19 protein-coding genes are annotated in these 14,849 nt (G+C 50.9%); 8 read left to right on the forward strand and 11 right to left on the reverse strand.

Translation table 11 applies throughout. The annotated features are described in order from the left end of the window. On the forward strand, positions 1 to 196 hold a 196-nt coding region (locus KKF06_06320), incomplete at its 5' end, for a pentapeptide repeat-containing protein (protein MBU1617365.1). A gap of 6 nt (positions 197 to 202) precedes the next feature. Here KKF06_06320 and KKF06_06325 read toward each other — a convergent pair. Both KKF06_06325 and KKF06_06330 read right to left on the reverse strand, forming a co-directional pair. Next, complete coding sequence (locus KKF06_06325; protein ID MBU1617366.1) at positions 203 to 850, reverse strand: hypothetical protein; 648 nt, start codon at positions 848 to 850, stop codon at positions 203 to 205. A 128-nt stretch (positions 851 to 978) separates the two neighbouring features. Continuing rightward, positions 979 to 3,663, reverse strand: coding sequence for an HAD-IC family P-type ATPase (locus KKF06_06330; protein MBU1617367.1), 2,685 nt, complete (start codon positions 3,661 to 3,663; stop codon positions 979 to 981). A gap of 79 nt (positions 3,664 to 3,742) precedes the next feature. Here KKF06_06330 and corA point away from each other — a divergent pair, with 79 nt between their 5' ends. From corA to KKF06_06345, 3 genes are read left to right on the forward strand one after another with little or no spacing between them, the layout of a single operon-like run. Then, a complete protein-coding gene (gene corA / locus KKF06_06335) occupies positions 3,743 to 4,780 on the forward strand; it encodes a magnesium/cobalt transporter CorA (GenBank protein MBU1617368.1) in 1,038 nt (345 codons plus the stop codon). A 31-nt stretch (positions 4,781 to 4,811) separates the two neighbouring features. Next, complete coding sequence (locus tag KKF06_06340; GenBank protein MBU1617369.1) at positions 4,812 to 5,717, forward strand: DUF475 domain-containing protein; 906 nt, start codon at positions 4,812 to 4,814, stop codon at positions 5,715 to 5,717. Continuing rightward, positions 5,714 to 5,980 (forward strand): GIY-YIG nuclease family protein, encoded by a 267-nt coding sequence (locus tag KKF06_06345; protein MBU1617370.1) that lies wholly within the window; start codon positions 5,714 to 5,716, stop codon positions 5,978 to 5,980. The genes KKF06_06340 and KKF06_06345 overlap by 4 nt, the downstream gene beginning before the upstream one ends. Here KKF06_06345 and KKF06_06350 read toward each other — a convergent pair. From KKF06_06350 to mtnP, 4 genes are read right to left on the reverse strand one after another with little or no spacing between them, the layout of a single operon-like run. Then, positions 5,948 to 6,538 carry a class II aldolase/adducin family protein gene (locus tag KKF06_06350; protein ID MBU1617371.1) on the reverse strand — a complete coding sequence of 197 codons (591 nt, stop codon included), beginning with the start codon at positions 6,536 to 6,538 and terminating at the stop codon, positions 5,948 to 5,950. The genes KKF06_06345 and KKF06_06350 overlap by 33 nt on opposite strands. Further along, positions 6,538 to 7,587, reverse strand: a complete 1,050-nt coding sequence (mtnA, locus tag KKF06_06355) for an S-methyl-5-thioribose-1-phosphate isomerase (protein ID MBU1617372.1) — start codon at positions 7,585 to 7,587, stop codon at positions 6,538 to 6,540. Before mtnA ends, KKF06_06350 begins: the two co-directional genes overlap by 1 nt. A 4-nt stretch (positions 7,588 to 7,591) precedes the next feature. Then, positions 7,592 to 8,119, reverse strand: a complete 528-nt coding sequence (locus KKF06_06360; protein ID MBU1617373.1) for an adenine phosphoribosyltransferase — start codon at positions 8,117 to 8,119, stop codon at positions 7,592 to 7,594. Between the two features lie 11 nt (positions 8,120 to 8,130). Then, entirely contained in the window at positions 8,131 to 8,868 is a 738-nt protein-coding gene (gene mtnP / locus KKF06_06365; protein ID MBU1617374.1) for an S-methyl-5'-thioadenosine phosphorylase, read from the reverse strand. 80 nt (positions 8,869 to 8,948) lie between these two features. Between mtnP and KKF06_06370 the strand changes: the two genes are divergently transcribed. The 4 genes from KKF06_06370 to KKF06_06385 all read left to right on the forward strand — a co-directional run bounded on the left by KKF06_06370 (position 8,949) and on the right by KKF06_06385 (position 11,569). Next, the gene (locus KKF06_06370; GenBank protein ID MBU1617375.1) at positions 8,949 to 9,716 is read left to right on the forward strand and encodes a methyltransferase domain-containing protein; all 768 of its coding nucleotides are present in this window, start codon (positions 8,949 to 8,951) and stop codon (positions 9,714 to 9,716) included. Between the two features lie 46 nt (positions 9,717 to 9,762). After that, entirely contained in the window at positions 9,763 to 9,921 is a 159-nt protein-coding gene (locus KKF06_06375; protein ID MBU1617376.1) for a hypothetical protein, read from the forward strand. Positions 9,922 to 10,022: 101 nt separating this feature from the next. Beyond that, on the forward strand, positions 10,023 to 10,757 hold the full coding sequence (locus tag KKF06_06380; GenBank protein ID MBU1617377.1) for a lysophospholipase: 735 nt from the start codon (positions 10,023 to 10,025) through the stop codon (positions 10,755 to 10,757). A 59-nt stretch (positions 10,758 to 10,816) separates the two neighbouring features. Next, positions 10,817 to 11,569: a hypothetical protein gene (locus KKF06_06385; protein MBU1617378.1), complete on the forward strand. Its 753-nt coding sequence runs from the start codon at positions 10,817 to 10,819 to the stop codon at positions 11,567 to 11,569. 3 nt (positions 11,570 to 11,572) lie between these two features. On the opposite strand, the gene KKF06_06390 is transcribed toward KKF06_06385, so the two are convergent. The 5 genes from KKF06_06390 to KKF06_06410 form a co-directional block, all read right to left on the reverse strand. Continuing rightward, positions 11,573 to 12,100: a hypothetical protein gene (locus KKF06_06390; GenBank protein MBU1617379.1), complete on the reverse strand. Its 528-nt coding sequence runs from the start codon at positions 12,098 to 12,100 to the stop codon at positions 11,573 to 11,575. 84 nt (positions 12,101 to 12,184) lie between these two features. Further along, complete coding sequence (purQ, locus tag KKF06_06395) at positions 12,185 to 12,844, reverse strand: phosphoribosylformylglycinamidine synthase subunit PurQ (GenBank protein MBU1617380.1); 660 nt, start codon at positions 12,842 to 12,844, stop codon at positions 12,185 to 12,187. Then, complete coding sequence (gene purS / locus KKF06_06400; protein MBU1617381.1) at positions 12,841 to 13,077, reverse strand: phosphoribosylformylglycinamidine synthase subunit PurS; 237 nt, start codon at positions 13,075 to 13,077, stop codon at positions 12,841 to 12,843. The genes purQ and purS overlap by 4 nt, the downstream gene beginning before the upstream one ends. Next, the gene (locus tag KKF06_06405; GenBank protein MBU1617382.1) at positions 13,077 to 14,369 is read right to left on the reverse strand and encodes an adenylosuccinate lyase; all 1,293 of its coding nucleotides are present in this window, start codon (positions 14,367 to 14,369) and stop codon (positions 13,077 to 13,079) included. The genes purS and KKF06_06405 overlap by 1 nt, the downstream gene beginning before the upstream one ends. A gap of 3 nt (positions 14,370 to 14,372) precedes the next feature. Continuing rightward, positions 14,373 to 14,849: flavodoxin-dependent (E)-4-hydroxy-3-methylbut-2-enyl-diphosphate synthase (locus tag KKF06_06410; GenBank protein MBU1617383.1), on the reverse strand; the 477-nt coding region annotated here is incomplete at its 5' end.

A 14,849-nucleotide genomic window follows, 5' to 3' on the forward strand; every position in this document is an offset into this window, starting at 1 on the left:
CGACCTAAGGGAATCGGATTTTTCCGGCTGTGACCTGCAAAACAGCACCTTCCGCAAGGCCAACCTGGAAAAAGCCAACTTCACCGGCGCCTGGAATTATTATATCGACCCAACCCAGAATAAGGTCAAAGGAGCCAGGTTCTCTTACCCTGAAGCTTTATCGCTCCTCACCTCTTTTGGGATCAAGATCGAATAGTCCCTTTTACAGATAGATCGTCACGCCAAACTGGCTGAAGTTTATCCCCGCGTCCATCCAGCGAACCTGGCTGCTGCTGTTCCGGTATTTAATGCCGGCCAGGGTCAAATTGCCAACCTGATAGTAAAGTCCAGCCCCTATCGTTTCGGTAATGTTCGTCCGCGTTTTGATCCCAAGTAAAAATCCGGGAACACCGCCGCTGAAATCACCGGCCGGCGACGGGGAGCCGGCGACCGAAGAGATCTCCTGCTGGGCGTTGAACCACCCTAAATTATAATCAAGATAAGCAGAGATTGAGTTGGCGCCAAGCTCAAAATCAACGATCCCTCCCAGCGAGGTTTGGAATAACTGGAAAGCGTGCCAGCTGGAGTTGAGCGGACTATAATTGAAGATAAAATGCGGTCCCGCTTTGACCGACGGCGCGACCGGATAGAACAGCGATGCTTCGCCGCCGAAACCGATGTTTGTTTCGGACTTTAATGTCCCAAGATAAATTGAATCGGCAGAGTCAAGGAGAGAAACACTGGTCGCGTTGACCAGAAAATTGACGTTCAAATCGCCGCCAAGGACGGAATAGTCGGTCGCGTTGGAACGGTCAGCCAGACAAAGGGACAAGAAGATAACAAGTGCCATGAAAATCATTGTTTTTCTCATTATTACATTCACCTCAAAAAGATATTTTTGGGTCTACCGGGTAAATTTAACTTAACGTCTTCTGGTTGTCAATCGGGCTTATTATCTGCTATTCCGGCATGAACCGGCCGCTTAATTCGCTGTCTAGCTTAGCCTCTAATCTTTTTTTCAGCTTCAACAACCACAAAAAGGCCGACACATAGGCTAATAATTCTCAACCAGGCCCCCGGATCAAGCGGACTGGTATGAAAAAACACCTCCATGATCGGATGATAAATAAAAAGGAACTGCAGTCCAATCATTAATGTTACTCCGACCCAAAGAACTCGATTAGAAAAAACGCCGATGGAAAAGATCGATCGGGAAAGAGAGCGGCAATTGAGCAGATAGAAAAGCTCGCCGACAACCAGGGTCGTAGTGGCGATCGTTCTGGCCAGCTCAACGGAAGAACCCCGGGAAAGCTCGAAGTAAAAGAGCAAATACATGCCGATGGCCAGCAGTCCGCCAAAATAGAACGTCCTGACCATCATTGTCCTCGTTAAAATGGGCAGGTCCGGAGGGAGCGGCATCCGAGACATAACATCCGGCTCCCTGGGCTCAAAAGCCAGCATCATCCCTAAAAACACCGCGGTAGTCATATTTATCCAAAGAAGCTGGACCGGCAAAACCGGCAACAGCGTTCCCATAAAGACCGCGAAGATCACCGCTAACGATTCCGCCAGATTGGTCGGGATCGTCCAGATAATGAATTTCCTCAAGTTATCATAGACACAACGACCTTCTTCCACCGCTGACCTGATCGAGGCAAAATTATCATCGGTCAAGATCATGTCGGCCGCTTCTTTTGCCGTTTCCGTCCCGGCCAGCCCCATGGCTATCCCGATATCGGCTTGCTTGAGCGCTGGCGCGTCGTTCACTCCATCTCCGGTCATCGCGACGACCGCTCCGCTCTTTTGCAAGGCTTTGACCAAACGCAATTTCTGCTCCGGGGTGACCCTGGCAAAAACAATCGCCTCCGCCGCGATACGCTCAAATTCGTTATCTTCCATCCCGGCAAGCTGCTGGCCGGAAAATGCCCTGATCTCCTCATTTCCCGGCGCGGAAAAACCCATCTGATAGGCAATGGCTTTGGCGGTCAGTAAATGGTCTCCGGTAATCATTTTCACCTGAATGCCGGCCCGATAACAATCCTTGATCGCCTGGATCGCCTCCGCTCTGGGAGGATCGATCATCCCTTGCAGGCCCAAATAGGTGGCGCCGGTTATGTCTGAACGCTCCAGGCTCTCTTTTGTGGTGTTGATCCGGGCAAAGGCAATTACCCTTAAACCCCTGGCGGCAATATTTTCCGCCTGGCTTATGGCCTCCTCGCGCCGAAAATCGACCGGTCCGCCGTGTTCCGACAGTTTGTTGACACAGCACGAGAGGATCTTTTCGACCGAACCCTTCAAATAGATAATATTTTCCTTCGCCCCTTTGTGCAAGGTTGCCATGTAATTAAATTCCGACTCGAAAGGAAGAGCGTCCAAACGGTCCGGCAAATCCGGGTTTTTATCGGCAAATGGTTTTATCTTTCCGGCAGAAACAAGCAGGGCCGCCTCTGTCGGATCCCCCTCCACTTCGTAGCGCTCTGACTTTTTGACTATCTGGCTCTCATTGCACAGGAGCCCGGCTCTTAAACATTCAAACAAAGGAGTCTCTGGACGCGCCTCTTCTACTATTTTATCTTCAAAGATTATTGTCCCTTCCGGTTTATAGCCGTTCCCGCTCACTTTATATTCCCGGTCGCCGGTAATAATCGTTTGGACGGTCATTTGATTTTCGGTAAGCGTTCCGGTTTTATCGGAACAAATGATCGTGGTGCTCCCCAAAGTCTCGACTGCCGGCAGTTTTCTAATTATCGCTCTCCGTTTGGCCATGCGGGAAACCCCTATGGCTAAAGTTATAGTGACCGCGGCCGGCATCCCTTCCGGAATAGCTGACACCGCCAGAGCGACAGCCGCCATGAACATATCCAAAAAGGAGTTGCCTCGCCACATCCCGACAACAATGACCACCAGAGAAAGGATAAAAATGATATATAGGAGGACCTGGCTAAAATGAGAGATTTTTTTTGTCAGAGGAGTTTCCAAATCGGTGGCCGAAGAGACCAGTCGGGCGATCTTTCCGACTTCGGTGCGATCTCCGGTTTCCGTGACCAGTGCCTTGCCTTGACCGGAAGCGACCAAGGTTGAAGCGTAAAGCATGTTCGTCCGGTCAGCCAGGACGGTATCGGCCGGCAGACCGGTTACTGATTTTTCCACCGGCATGGATTCTCCGGTCAAATTCGATTCGTTGACCCTTAACTCTTTGGCTTGAATGAGCCGCAGATCAGCGGCTATTTTATCTCCAGAAGCGACCATGACCAGATCGCCCGGCACAACTTCAGCCGAGTGGATCTTTTTTTTGCGTCCGCCTCGGATCACCTGGACCTCGATCTTTAAACTCTTTGACAGCGCGTCCAAGGCCTGGAGCGCTTTATCTTCCTGAAAATACCCGACCAGAGCGTTAAGCAGGACAACCCCAAAGATCACGGCCGATTCCACGGTTTCATTCAGAAAAAAAGTAACCACCGCGGCGACCATCAGGATGTAGACCAGCGGTTGGCTGAATTGCAGGATCAATCTTAACCAGGCAGGCTTATTTTTTGCCGGAGTAATAGTATTTCGGCCATATTTTTCAAGGCGACTGACCGCTTCGTCTTCCAATAGCCCATTTTCCTGGTCAGTCTCCAGCAAAGAAGCCGTTTCAGCGGCAGATTCGGCGTAGAATTCAGTGGCAATTTTCAACTGATGCATTATTTTCCGCCTTTCTTACAACCGACCATCAACCTGGACCATTGTTGTTAAATTTAGCGGAAGCCGCTCGTAATGTCAATTGGAACGCGATCTGTATTTTAATTGGCTGATCTGCTATTATTCCGGCATGAAGAGTGTCCAGATCACCGCTTTCGATTACAACGAAAAGCACTTCGTCGAGAAGGATATCCCGCTCAACACCTGCGTTATCTACAAGAACAAACCGACCGTCACCTGGATCAACATCGACAGCATCCACGACCATAAAGCGGTCAAAAATATTTGCGATTGCTTCGGCCTGGCCCCCGCCGTCTACGAACAGATCATCGACCCGACCCAGAGGCCCAAGATCGAAGACTATGGAAAATACTTATTCATCGTTTTAAAAATGTTCCTTTATAATAAGGTGACCCTCAAAGTTGCCGACGAGCAGGTCAGCTTTATCATTGGCCCCACTTACGTCATCTCTTTTCAGGAAAGAGCCCTTAAAGAGGACGTTTTTGACCCGGTCAGGAAAAGACTAAGGACCGCCGGCTCGAAGATCAGGCAGTCCAGGGCCGATTACCTCGCCTACCGTCTCATTGACGCGGTGATCGACTATTACTTTGTCATTCTCGAAATTATGGGAGACCAGATAGAAGAGATCGAAAAGGAAACGATCGCCAACCCGAGCAAAAAAACCCTGGTCCAAATGCAAAAAAAGCGAAAAGAGATGCTCTTTTTCCGCCGTTCGATCTGGCCGGTCAGGGAGATCATGAACTCCCTGCAGAGAGGCGAATCAAAGCTTATCTCGCCGGCGACACAAAAATACATGCGCGGCCTCTATGAGCACGCCATCCAGATCATTGACACGATCGAGACCGAAAGGGATACGATGTCCTCAATGCTCGATATCTATTTGTCGAGCTTAAGCAACAAATTGAACGAGGTCATGAAGATCCTGACCATGATCTCGACCATCTTTATGCCGCTGACCTTTATCACCGGCATTTACGGCATGAACTTCCGCCATATGCCGGAACTCGAATGGCGCTACGGCTACTATATGGTCTGGGGACTGACGATCTCCATCGTCGTCTCCATGTTCGTTTATTATAAAAAGAAGAAGTGGTTCTGAAACTACCCCCTTTATTGTATAATTATTAATAATGTTTACCGCTATTATTATTGTCACCGGGTTGATCCTGTTTGAAGTCATTTCGAGCATCGATAACGCCATTATTAACGCTGAAGTCCTGACGACAATGAGCCCCAGGGCGCGGCGCTGGTTTTTATTCTGGGGGATCCTCTTCGCGGTCTTTGTGGTCCGCGGTTTTCTCCCCTGGCTGATCGTTTGGGCGGTCAATCCGGCCCTGGGGCCATGGGGGGCGTTAACCGCCACTTTTTCCAGCGACCCGGCGATCAAAGGATCGATCGAGCAATCGGCCCCGATCCTCCTGGCCGGCGGCGGCATTTTCCTGGTCTTTCTTTTCCTCCACTGGTTATTCCTGGAAGAAAAACATTTTGGCCTCCCCCGGACCGAGAAATTCTTTTTAAGACAGGGGGTCTGGTTCTACGCGATCGTTTCGGTTATTTTAACCGCGGTCGTTTGGTTTTCTTTGAGCATCAACAACCTAATGGCGCTGGGAGCGGTGATCGGTTCGACCGCCTTTTTTATTACTCATGGTTTTAAGCAAAACGCCGAAGAGAACGAAAAAAAGTTGATGACCGCCAAATTCACCGATGTCAGCAAGGTTCTTTATCTGGAGATCATAGACGCCACTTTTTCGATCGACGGGGTCCTGGGAGCTTTTGCCTTCACTCTTTCCATCCCGCTGATCCTGGTCGGCAACGGGATAGGCGCGCTGGTCGTCCGCCAGTTGACGATCAAAGGGATCGGCAAAATAAAAAATTATATTTTTCTGAAGAACGGGGCAATGTATTCGATCCTGGTCCTGGGAGCGATCATGCTTTTGCGCTCTTTCGGCTTTGCGATCCCTGAATTTGCCTCCCCTATCGTCACCTTTCTGATCATCGGTTATTTCTTTGCTCTTTCCTTAAAACCTGCCAAATGATCCATGCTTATTACGTCTACATCATTAAATGCTCGAACCAGGCATTGTACACAGGGATCACCAACGACCTGGAACGAAGATTTGAACAGCATCGGACCGGTCGTGGGGCCCGTTATACCACCGCCAATCCGGCGGTCAAGCTTCTTTACAGTCAAAAATGCGGCAGTAGAAGCCTGGCGTTAAAACGGGAAGCAAAGATCAAAAAGTTGAGCCGAACGAAGAAATTGGCATTAATCAAACGCGCAGCGCGCCATTGTTTTTAGGGCCAAGTCACCGGCTGCGGCCATATTTTTACCCAATGAGATGAAACCGTGGTTCTTAATGATCAGAAAATCATTCTTACCCAACACAGTCATGATCTGATCGGCTAATTCCATTGTACCGTATGGTTTCTCCCACTCGGTGGAAACCAAGCCCAATCTAGCCTGATTATCCAGCAATTTCTGGCAATGACCGTGAAAAACCGCGTTGACCTCCGGCCTCTTTTGATAGATCAAATAATGGAACATGCTTTCCGAAGAAGGCTCGCGTTGACCGGCGGCGTAAACGATCTTTTGCTCAAGATCGACCCGGTCGACTTTCACAAAACTCTCCGCGGCCGAGGTTTCTTTCATCCCGGAAGAAGTGATAATAAATCGGTTCTCCGGTTTCAGCCGAAAACTTAGATTCCCGTAAACCCCGCCCTCATAGGACGGCATCAGCCCGCTTTGAGTGAATTGGTCGCACCATTTTTTGAGCTCATCGATCCGCGGATCGCCGGGGACCTGCCGATCGAGGAATTCAGTAGTAAACTTGGGAGTAACCTTAGTCCCTTCTTCCATTATAAGAACAACCGCTTGATCGCTTCTTCATTTGGTTTAACGATCCCTTTTTCGGTGATGATCCCGGTGATGAATTTGGCTGGCGTCACGTCAAAAGCCGGATTGACCGCTTTGGAACCCGGTGAACAGACCAATATCCGACGCAAAACCCCTTGCTCGTCAGGTCCGGTCTGGCAGAGGACTTCCTCTTCGCTCCGCTCTTCGATCGGAATATCACCCCCGTCGCGGCACTTCAGGTCAAAGGTCGAGGTCGGCGCGGCAATATAAAAAGGAACCCCGTATTCTTTGGCGCAGATCGCTTTTTCCAACGTCCCGATCTTGTTGGCGGTATCACCGTTCGCGGCGATCCGGTCGGCTCCAACGATCATCAGGTCGATCTTGCCATGCGACATCAGGTAAGCGCCGGCGTTATCTGGAATAATGGCATGCGGAATGTTCTCGCTCTTCAGCTCCCAGGCGGTCAGGCGGGCTCCCTGGCCGCGCGGCCTGGTTTCATCGGCAAAGACAAAAACTTTTTTTCCCGCGCGATGAGCGGCATAGATCGGAGAAAGGGCCGAGCCATAGTCGACGAAAGCGAGCCAGCCGGCGTTACAGTGGGTCTCGATATTCATCCCATCTTTGATCAATTGGCTCCCGTGTTCGCCGATCAGGCGGCAATTCTCGGCATCTTCATCGGCGATCTTTTGCGCTTCGGCCACTCCGGCTTTGACCGGCTCCCCCCCCTTTTTTGCCGCTTCATAAACCCGATCAACGGCAAAAAAAAGATTTTGGGCGGTTGGCCTGGTCGATTCGATCATTTTCTTCCCCTGATCAATGACGGCCCAATTTCCCTGGGGAGCTTCGAGCAAAACCTGGGCCATGGCAAACCCGGCCGCCGCGCCGATCGCACCCGCCCCCCTGACGATCATAGTTTTAATAGCGTGGCAGGTATCGGCTGAAGTCGGCGCCTGGTGGATCTTGAAGTTAAAAGGAAGAAGATTCTGCTCGATCAGCTGGACGGTCGCCCCTTCCAGCCAGACTGTCCGGTAATGTTGGCCGTTGACTTTAATGGGACTATTCCCCTTCGAACGCAGTTTGGGCGTAAACCTGGTAACCGGCTGCTTCCAGCTTGGCCCGGCCGCCAATGTCTGGCAAGTCGACGATAAAAGCGAATTCGACGACCTCTCCCCCCAGTTTTTTTACCAGCTTACCGGCCGCCATCGCTGTCCCTCCGGTGGCGATCAGGTCGTCAATGATCAGGACTTTCTGCCCCTTTTCGATCGCGTCCTTATGGATCTCGATCGTGTCTGTTCCATATTCGAGCGCGTATTCTTCCCGCTCGGTTTCAGCCGGGAGCTTCCCCTTTTTGCGGACCGGGACAAATCCTTTGCCCAATAGATACGCGAGCGCCCCCCCCAGGATAAAGCCGCGGGAATCGATCCCCACGACAATATCGATCTCTTTGTTTTGATAACGGGCGACAAAATCATCCAGACAAAGCTTAAGCCCGACCGGATCTTTGAGCAAAGTGGTGATATCTCGAAACATGATCCCTTTTTTCGGCCAGTGGGGAACGGTCCTGATGCGTGATTTGATCGGCATATTTCTCTCCTTTATTTGATCTGGGGAATGGTTTTGACCAGCAGCGTTTTAACTTTTTCGGCGTTTGCTTTCATTGTCTGCATTACCATTTCAAAAGTGACCGGGGCTTCATCGTCTTTCCAGCAGTCGTAATCGGTCGACATGGCGATCGTCTGATATGGGATCCCCAATTCGTTGGCCAAAATAACTTCGGGACAGGTCGACATGTTAATAATATCCGCTCCCCAGGCCCGGAACATATGGCTCTCTGCCCGGGTCGAAAACCGCGGCCCCTCGATCGTCACGACCGTAACATCACGATTATACTTATATCCAAGCTCATCACTGGTCCGGCAAAGAAGCTCCCGCATTTTTTTATCGTATGGTTCGCTCATTGGGGTGTGGACAACCTTTTCGGTAAAGAAGGTCAGGTTCCGGTGGCGGGTAAAATCGATAAATTGCGAAGGGAAAACCAGATTTCCCGGTTTGATCTCTTCCCTAAGCGAACCGACCGCGGTCGCCGCCAGTATATGGGTACAACCAATCTCTTTTAAGGCCCAAATATTGGCCAGAAAATTCACCTTGGTCGGCATGATCCCATGGTCCTTGCCGTGCCTGGCCAAAATAACAACTTCGACCCCTTCGATCTTGCCGCAGGTCAGTTCAGAAGTGGGCTGGCCATGAATATTGTTCGCTTCAATCTCTACCGGATTTTTTATGATCTTTGGGTCGTCCAATCCGGACCCGCCGATGATTCCTATTTTAACCATATTTTGATATTATAACACCTAACAGTACCAAAATTAACCGCGCAATTAATTGCGCGGTTAAAGATCAAAGGAAAAAACTATTGAATAAACATCATAAAACCAGCTGGAACGACGTCGCCGGCTGGTACGACCAGCTGGTCGGAGAAAAAGGCTCCGATTATCACGAAAAAGTGATCGTGCCGGGAACGCTCAAAATGCTTGTCCCCCGCCGGGGGGAAAAGATCCTTGATCTCGCCTGCGGACAGGGGATCCTCTGCCGGGAGCTGGCCAAGGCGGGAACCGAAGTGGTCGGGATCGATGCCGCCCCAAACCTGATCAAAGCGGCCAGGGAACGCTCGACCGGCCATAAATCGATCAGTTATTTTGTCAGCGATGCCGCCGATCTGCGCCCGCTTGCCGACTCGAGGTTTGACGCCGTCGCCTGCGTCATGGCGATCCAAAACATTGAGCCGCTCGGCAAAGTCCTGGCCGAATCGGCCCGGGTCCTGAAAAAAGGGGGGCGATTTTTGATCGTCACCAGCCACCCTTGCTTTAGGATCCCCCGCCAGAGCGGCTGGGGATTTGACGACCAGCGGCAAATGCAATACCGCAGGGTCGACAGCTATCTTTCCGAATTGAAGATCCCGATCAAAATGCACCCCGGCTACGATCCGGGAAAGATAACCTGGACTTTCCATCGTCCGCTGGGAGCATATTTCTCCGCCCTGAATAAGGCCGGTTTTGCCGTTTCGCGGCTGGAAGAATGGGCCTCGCACCGCCACAGCCTTCCCGGCGCCAAGGCCAAAGCGGAAAACCGGTCACGTCAGGAAATCCCGCTTTTTCTTGCCTTGCTCGCTGTCAAATACTAGGGTATAATAGCCGAGTCGAAAAATAAATTGTAAAGGAGATCACAACATGCTCGCAGAACGTTCAGAATTCAAAGGTAAGCCGATGCTCATCCTCAAACGGGATGAAAGCGACAAATTCCCTTTTTCCTTCGGCATGTCCAAGGCCAAACTGATCCTGGAAGCCATTGAAGAGATCAAGAAATTCGTCGCGGAGAACGAAAAATAGACCTGACCAGATTTTTCTTCGGTTCCAAAATTAAAAAACTTGAACATACCGATGTCCTCTACCGGAGCTGGGGTCCGGCTGGGGCATCGGTTGTTCTTCTTTTGATCCATGGTATTGGCGCCCAATCCGATCGCTGGCATTATTTGGCCGAATATCTGGCCAAATTCAATTTCGCGACCTACGCTATTGACCTGAAAGGCTTTGGCGAGACCAAAACACCGCGCGGCCACATTGAATCCTTCGATATTTATTTCCAGGACATAAAAAAGCTCTATGCCAAGATCAGGCACGACCATCCCCAGGCTAAGCTTTTTATCGGCGGCGAAAGCCTGGGCGGGCTCCTCTCTTTTACTCTTGCCGCCCTGAATCCCGGCTATTTTTCGGGCATGGTCCTTCTGTCCCCGGCGTTCAAAAGCGCGTTGAAGTTTATTCCCAACGACGTCGTAAATTTTATTGATTCTCTTTTGATCAACCCTGATAAACCGATGAAAGTCCCTTACTTTACCGCCATGGCAACCAGGGACTTAACATTGTTAAGAAAGATCAATAAAGATAAAAGGGAGGTTCGGGTCACCACCTCCAAATTTCTCCTCAATACTTTGCTGGAGCAGATCAAAGCGAATTTTATCATCCCCAGGATCGAGCTCCCCACCCTCTTTTTGGTCTCCGGCCACGACCTGTTCGTTTCGTCCACGGAAAGCGGCAATGTCTTTCGCCGCCTGCCGGTCAAAGATAAAACTTTGATCGAATACCCGGAAATGTACCACGCCCTGTCGGTCGACCTTGGCCGGGAAAAGGTTTTTGGCGATCTGGCCGCTTGGCTCAAAAAACATTGAAATCATCCTGCTCCTGGGGTAAACTTCTTAAAGAATTTATTTGAAAAGGAGAGCTATTTATGAAGAATATTGCCGCCGTATTATTGCTTGTCTGCTTTTTCACCACCCCCATTTTGGCCCTGACCCCAACCGAGCTTAAACAAACCATTGACCAGTTGTCGATTGAAGATCTTAGTGATATAAACAACTCATTGTTCAAGCTTTCCAACGATTCGGCCCGCCTGACCGGCTACGTCAAGGAAGACCCGGTCGCGGTCGGCGGAGGGGGCGGGTTCTACTATTTCATGCCGACCGGCAATATTAACGATAACAAGCCTTTATCCGCGTCCAGCCTCGGATCACTTTCAGGCGGGGCCGGAGGTTTCATGGTCAATCTCAATCCCAATCTGGCGGTTGGCGGGCTTTTTGGCGGTTTGGGGAGCGGCAGTTCCACCAAAGTGGGAACTACCTACTATGATTTTAGTGTTGGCGCCGCGTTTGAATTGGCTCAGCTCCAGTACAAGCCGATAATTAACGATTCGTTCATCCTCGGGCTGGACCTTGGCGTTGGGTTCGCCCAAGGATCGTACCAAATCTATCAAACTGACGAAACGTCCATCAGTCAGGATACGATCCGGTCAGGCAACGGCCTGGCCATGCTTTGCGGCGTCGACCTGCGCAAACGGCTAACTAACTTCTTCTTTACCGGGATAAAACTTGGCTGGCTAAGCACTTCGTTCGATTCGCTCAAACGCGGGGATTTTGTTGATCCTGGAAAGAAACAAACTATCTCGGCTTATTATCTGGCGGTCACGCTGGGCGGGAATTTCTAACCTTTACAGCGGTTTCGTTATATTGAAGTCAATCTCGTTGAACTGAAGATTGAAGTCAGAAACGGTATTGAACACATATTTGGGAGAGAATTTAACTCCCCATGGCTCGTAATAATAATCAAGCGAGATCGCCAGGTATGTACCTTTATAATTCGTTGCCGCGGCAAAAGTGTACAACGTCCCGTCTTTTACATAGTTAAAATCCTGGTTGGTCTTGAGGTTATACATCCCGATATGGCCATTCAACATCGTTTCATCATTGATCAGGTAGCTGACCACTCCGCCAAATCGGATCGCGTTCATGGTCGCCGAATAATTGACATCGGTCATTAGCGGCTCAAGTTCCGCCCCGATCTGCATGGTGTTATTAAAAGGGAACCGGAAGATCGCCCCAAAATTGAGACCGGTCCCCACCCCGGAAACTAACCCGAGATGAAAATCAGAGGCCATTGGCAATTCATGGAGCTTGATCACGGCAAAAGAAGCGGTTGAGAGAAGCAGCAATATAAAGAGACAAATTGTTTTTTTCATAGCACAAATTATAAACAATATTGAGCAAATTGCAAGACTACAATATCCCGCGACTGAACGTCGCGGTTAACAGCGAGCCGCTGACTACCGTTTCAAAAGCGACCGCCAGATCAGCATCCCGGCTTCGGAGCCGACTATCGCTTCGGAGGCCCGCTCCGGATGGGGCATCATCCCCAGGACATTCCCCCGTTTATTGCAGACCCCGGCGATCGCCTGGACGGAGCCGTTCGGGTTATCTCCAGCGTAAGTAAAAACGACCTGTTTGTTCTTCTTGAGCTCCTTCAGGGTCGCGGCATCGCAGGTATAATTCCCCTCGCCGTGGGCAATTGGAATATTCAACTTCTGGCCGGCTTTGCAGGCGCTGGTAAAGATCGTCTTGTTATTGGCCACCTTAAGTTCAACGTGCCTGCAGATAAAATGCAGGTCCCGGTTCCGGCGGAGCGCCCCCGGCAGAAGCCCCGCTTCGGTCAGGACCTGAAAACCGTTGCAGATGCCGATAACATATCTGCCGCTCTCGGCGAACTTTTTGACCGCTTCCATAACGGGAGAAAAACGGGCAATGGCTCCGGTCCGCAAATAGTCGCCGTAAGAAAAACCGCCTGGTAAGATGACGCAGTCAAGGCCGTTTAGATCAGTCTCCTGATGCCAAACGTACTTGGTCGGCTGTTTCAGGACATTTTTCGCGACATGGTAGCAATCCTGGTCGCAGTTTGACCCGGGAAAAACAATGACCCCAAATTTCATGCGACAACCTCAAAATGATAGTCCTCGATCACCAGGTTGACCAGCAGTTTGCGGCACATTTCATCGATCATCGCTTTATTGTCCCCATCCGGCAGGTCAAGTTCAATATACTTGCCGATCCTGACATTGGTTGCCTTTTTATAACCAAGCGTATGCAAGGCCGATTCAACCGTCTTCCCCTGCGGATCTAAAACCCCTTTTTTTGGATAGACAAAGACTTTAACTCTGGCCATTATAATCCAAACCTCCTGAAAACGACATCAACGTTCTTGACGTTATCCCTGATGTCAAAGATCTTCTCCAGCTCCTTGGGGGAAACCAGCTTCTGGGTCGCTTTATCTTCCATCAAGATCTCTTTAAAGCTCCTGCCGGTCGAACGGGACTTCATCGCCGCGGTCTGGACGATCTTATAAGACTCTTCACGGGACAACCCCCGGTCTGTCAGGATCAGGAGAAGTTTTTGCGAAAATACCATTCCACCGCTTTTTTCGATGTTCTTGCGCATATTCTGCGGATAGACCACCAGCCCATCCATGACCCAGGCGAATTTATGGAGCATATAGTCGACCAGCATGCAGGTATCGGGAAGAATGATCCGTTCAACCGACGAATGGGTAATATCCCTTTCATGCCAGAGAGCGACGTTTTCCAGCGCCGCCATGGCGTTCCCCCGAACTACCCTGGCCAGGCCGGCGATCCGCTCGCAGGTGATCGGGTTCTTTTTATGAGGCATCGCCGAGGAACCTTTCTGTCCCTTGCCAAACGGCTCTTCGACTTCCAGGATCTCGGTCCGCTGGAGGTTGCGGATCTCAGTCGCGAATTGCTCCAGCGACGCCGCGACGATCGCCAGCGCGGTCATGAACTCGGCATGGCGGTCCCTCTGAAGAACCTGGGTTGAAGCCGGTGACGGCGATAAGCCAAGTTTCTTGCAAACGTATTCTTCAACGCGGGGATCGACCAGGGCATAGGTCCCGACCGCTCCGGAGATCTTGCCAAACGCAATCACCGCCCGGGCCCGCTTCATCCTTTCCAGGTTCCGCTCCATCTCGGCGACCCAGACCAGAAGCTTAAGGCCAAAAGTGATCGGTTCGGCATGGACCCCGTGGGTCCGCCCCATCATTAAAGTATCCTTTTCTTCTTTCGCCCGACGTTTCATGATCTTGATCCCGTCTTCAATGTTCTTGATGATCAGATCGGCCGCTTCCCTCATCTGGATCGAGCGGGCGGTATCTTCAACGTCGTAAGAGGTCAAGCCAAGGTGAATAAACCGTGATTCCCGGCCGACTTTTTCCGCTACGGAGGTCAAGAAAGCGATCAGGTCATGATTGGTCTCCCGCTCAATCTCGTTGATCCGCTTGATATCAAAACTCGCCTTCCTTTTGATCTTATCCATCGCCTGTTTCGGTATCCGGCCAAGGGCGGTCCAGGCCTCACAGGCGGCCAGTTCAACCTCCAGCCATTTACGGAACTTGTTCTCTTCCGACCAGATCTCCCTCATTTTTGGCAGCGTATATCGATCGATCACTTTTTATCCCCCTATCATTTTCTTTACTTCTTCCATCAATGCCGTCACCATTTCGGCTTCAGCAACCTTCTTTACTATTTTACCAGATCGAAAGATCAGGCCGACCCCTTTGCCGCAGGCCAACCCCAGGTCGGCTTCGGCCGCTTCGCCCGGGCCATTGACCTCGCACCCCATAACCGCGATTGTCAACACTTTCTTTATCCCTCTGGTCTTTTCTTCGATCTCGCCGGCAATTGAGACAACATCAACATCGGTCCGGCCGCAGGTCGGACAGGAGATAACGGTCACTCCCATCTTATAAAGCTCCAGCGACTTTAGGATCTCAAAACCGACCCGGACCTCTTCGACCGGGTCACCGGTCAGCGAGACCCGGAGGGTGTCGCCGATCCCCTCGGCTAATATTGCTCCGATCCCGACCGCCGAGCGGATGATCCCGGTCCGCGGGATCCCCGATTCGGTTATCCCAACGTGCAAAGGATA

The sequence above is a fragment of the Candidatus Margulisiibacteriota bacterium genome (assembly GCA_018822365.1).
Taxonomy (GTDB): Bacteria; Margulisbacteria; WOR-1; order O2-12-FULL-45-9; family XYB2-FULL-48-7; genus XYB2-FULL-45-9.

What these genes read in the sequence shown, in the direction of transcription:
- KKF06_06325 (MBU1617366.1), bottom strand. Translation starts at nt 850, where the DNA reads ATGAGAAAAACAATGATTTTCATGGCACTTGTTATCTTCTTGTCCCTT.
- KKF06_06330 (MBU1617367.1), bottom strand. Translation starts at nt 3,663, where the DNA reads ATGCATCAGTTGAAAATTGCCACTGAATTCTACGCCGAATCTGCCGCT.
- KKF06_06340 (MBU1617369.1), top strand. Translation starts at nt 4,812, where the DNA reads ATGTTTACCGCTATTATTATTGTCACCGGGTTGATCCTGTTTGAAGTC.
- KKF06_06345 (MBU1617370.1), top strand. Translation starts at nt 5,714, where the DNA reads ATGATCCATGCTTATTACGTCTACATCATTAAATGCTCGAACCAGGCA.
- KKF06_06350 (MBU1617371.1), bottom strand. Translation starts at nt 6,538, where the DNA reads ATGGAAGAAGGGACTAAGGTTACTCCCAAGTTTACTACTGAATTCCTC.
- KKF06_06360 (MBU1617373.1), bottom strand. Translation starts at nt 8,119, where the DNA reads ATGCCGATCAAATCACGCATCAGGACCGTTCCCCACTGGCCGAAAAAA.
- mtnP (MBU1617374.1), bottom strand. Translation starts at nt 8,868, where the DNA reads ATGGTTAAAATAGGAATCATCGGCGGGTCCGGATTGGACGACCCAAAG.
- KKF06_06375 (MBU1617376.1), top strand. Translation starts at nt 9,763, where the DNA reads ATGCTCGCAGAACGTTCAGAATTCAAAGGTAAGCCGATGCTCATCCTC.
- KKF06_06385 (MBU1617378.1), top strand. Translation starts at nt 10,817, where the DNA reads ATGAAGAATATTGCCGCCGTATTATTGCTTGTCTGCTTTTTCACCACC.
- KKF06_06390 (MBU1617379.1), bottom strand. Translation starts at nt 12,100, where the DNA reads ATGAAAAAAACAATTTGTCTCTTTATATTGCTGCTTCTCTCAACCGCT.
- purQ (MBU1617380.1), bottom strand. Translation starts at nt 12,844, where the DNA reads ATGAAATTTGGGGTCATTGTTTTTCCCGGGTCAAACTGCGACCAGGAT.
- purS (MBU1617381.1), bottom strand. Translation starts at nt 13,077, where the DNA reads ATGGCCAGAGTTAAAGTCTTTGTCTATCCAAAAAAAGGGGTTTTAGAT.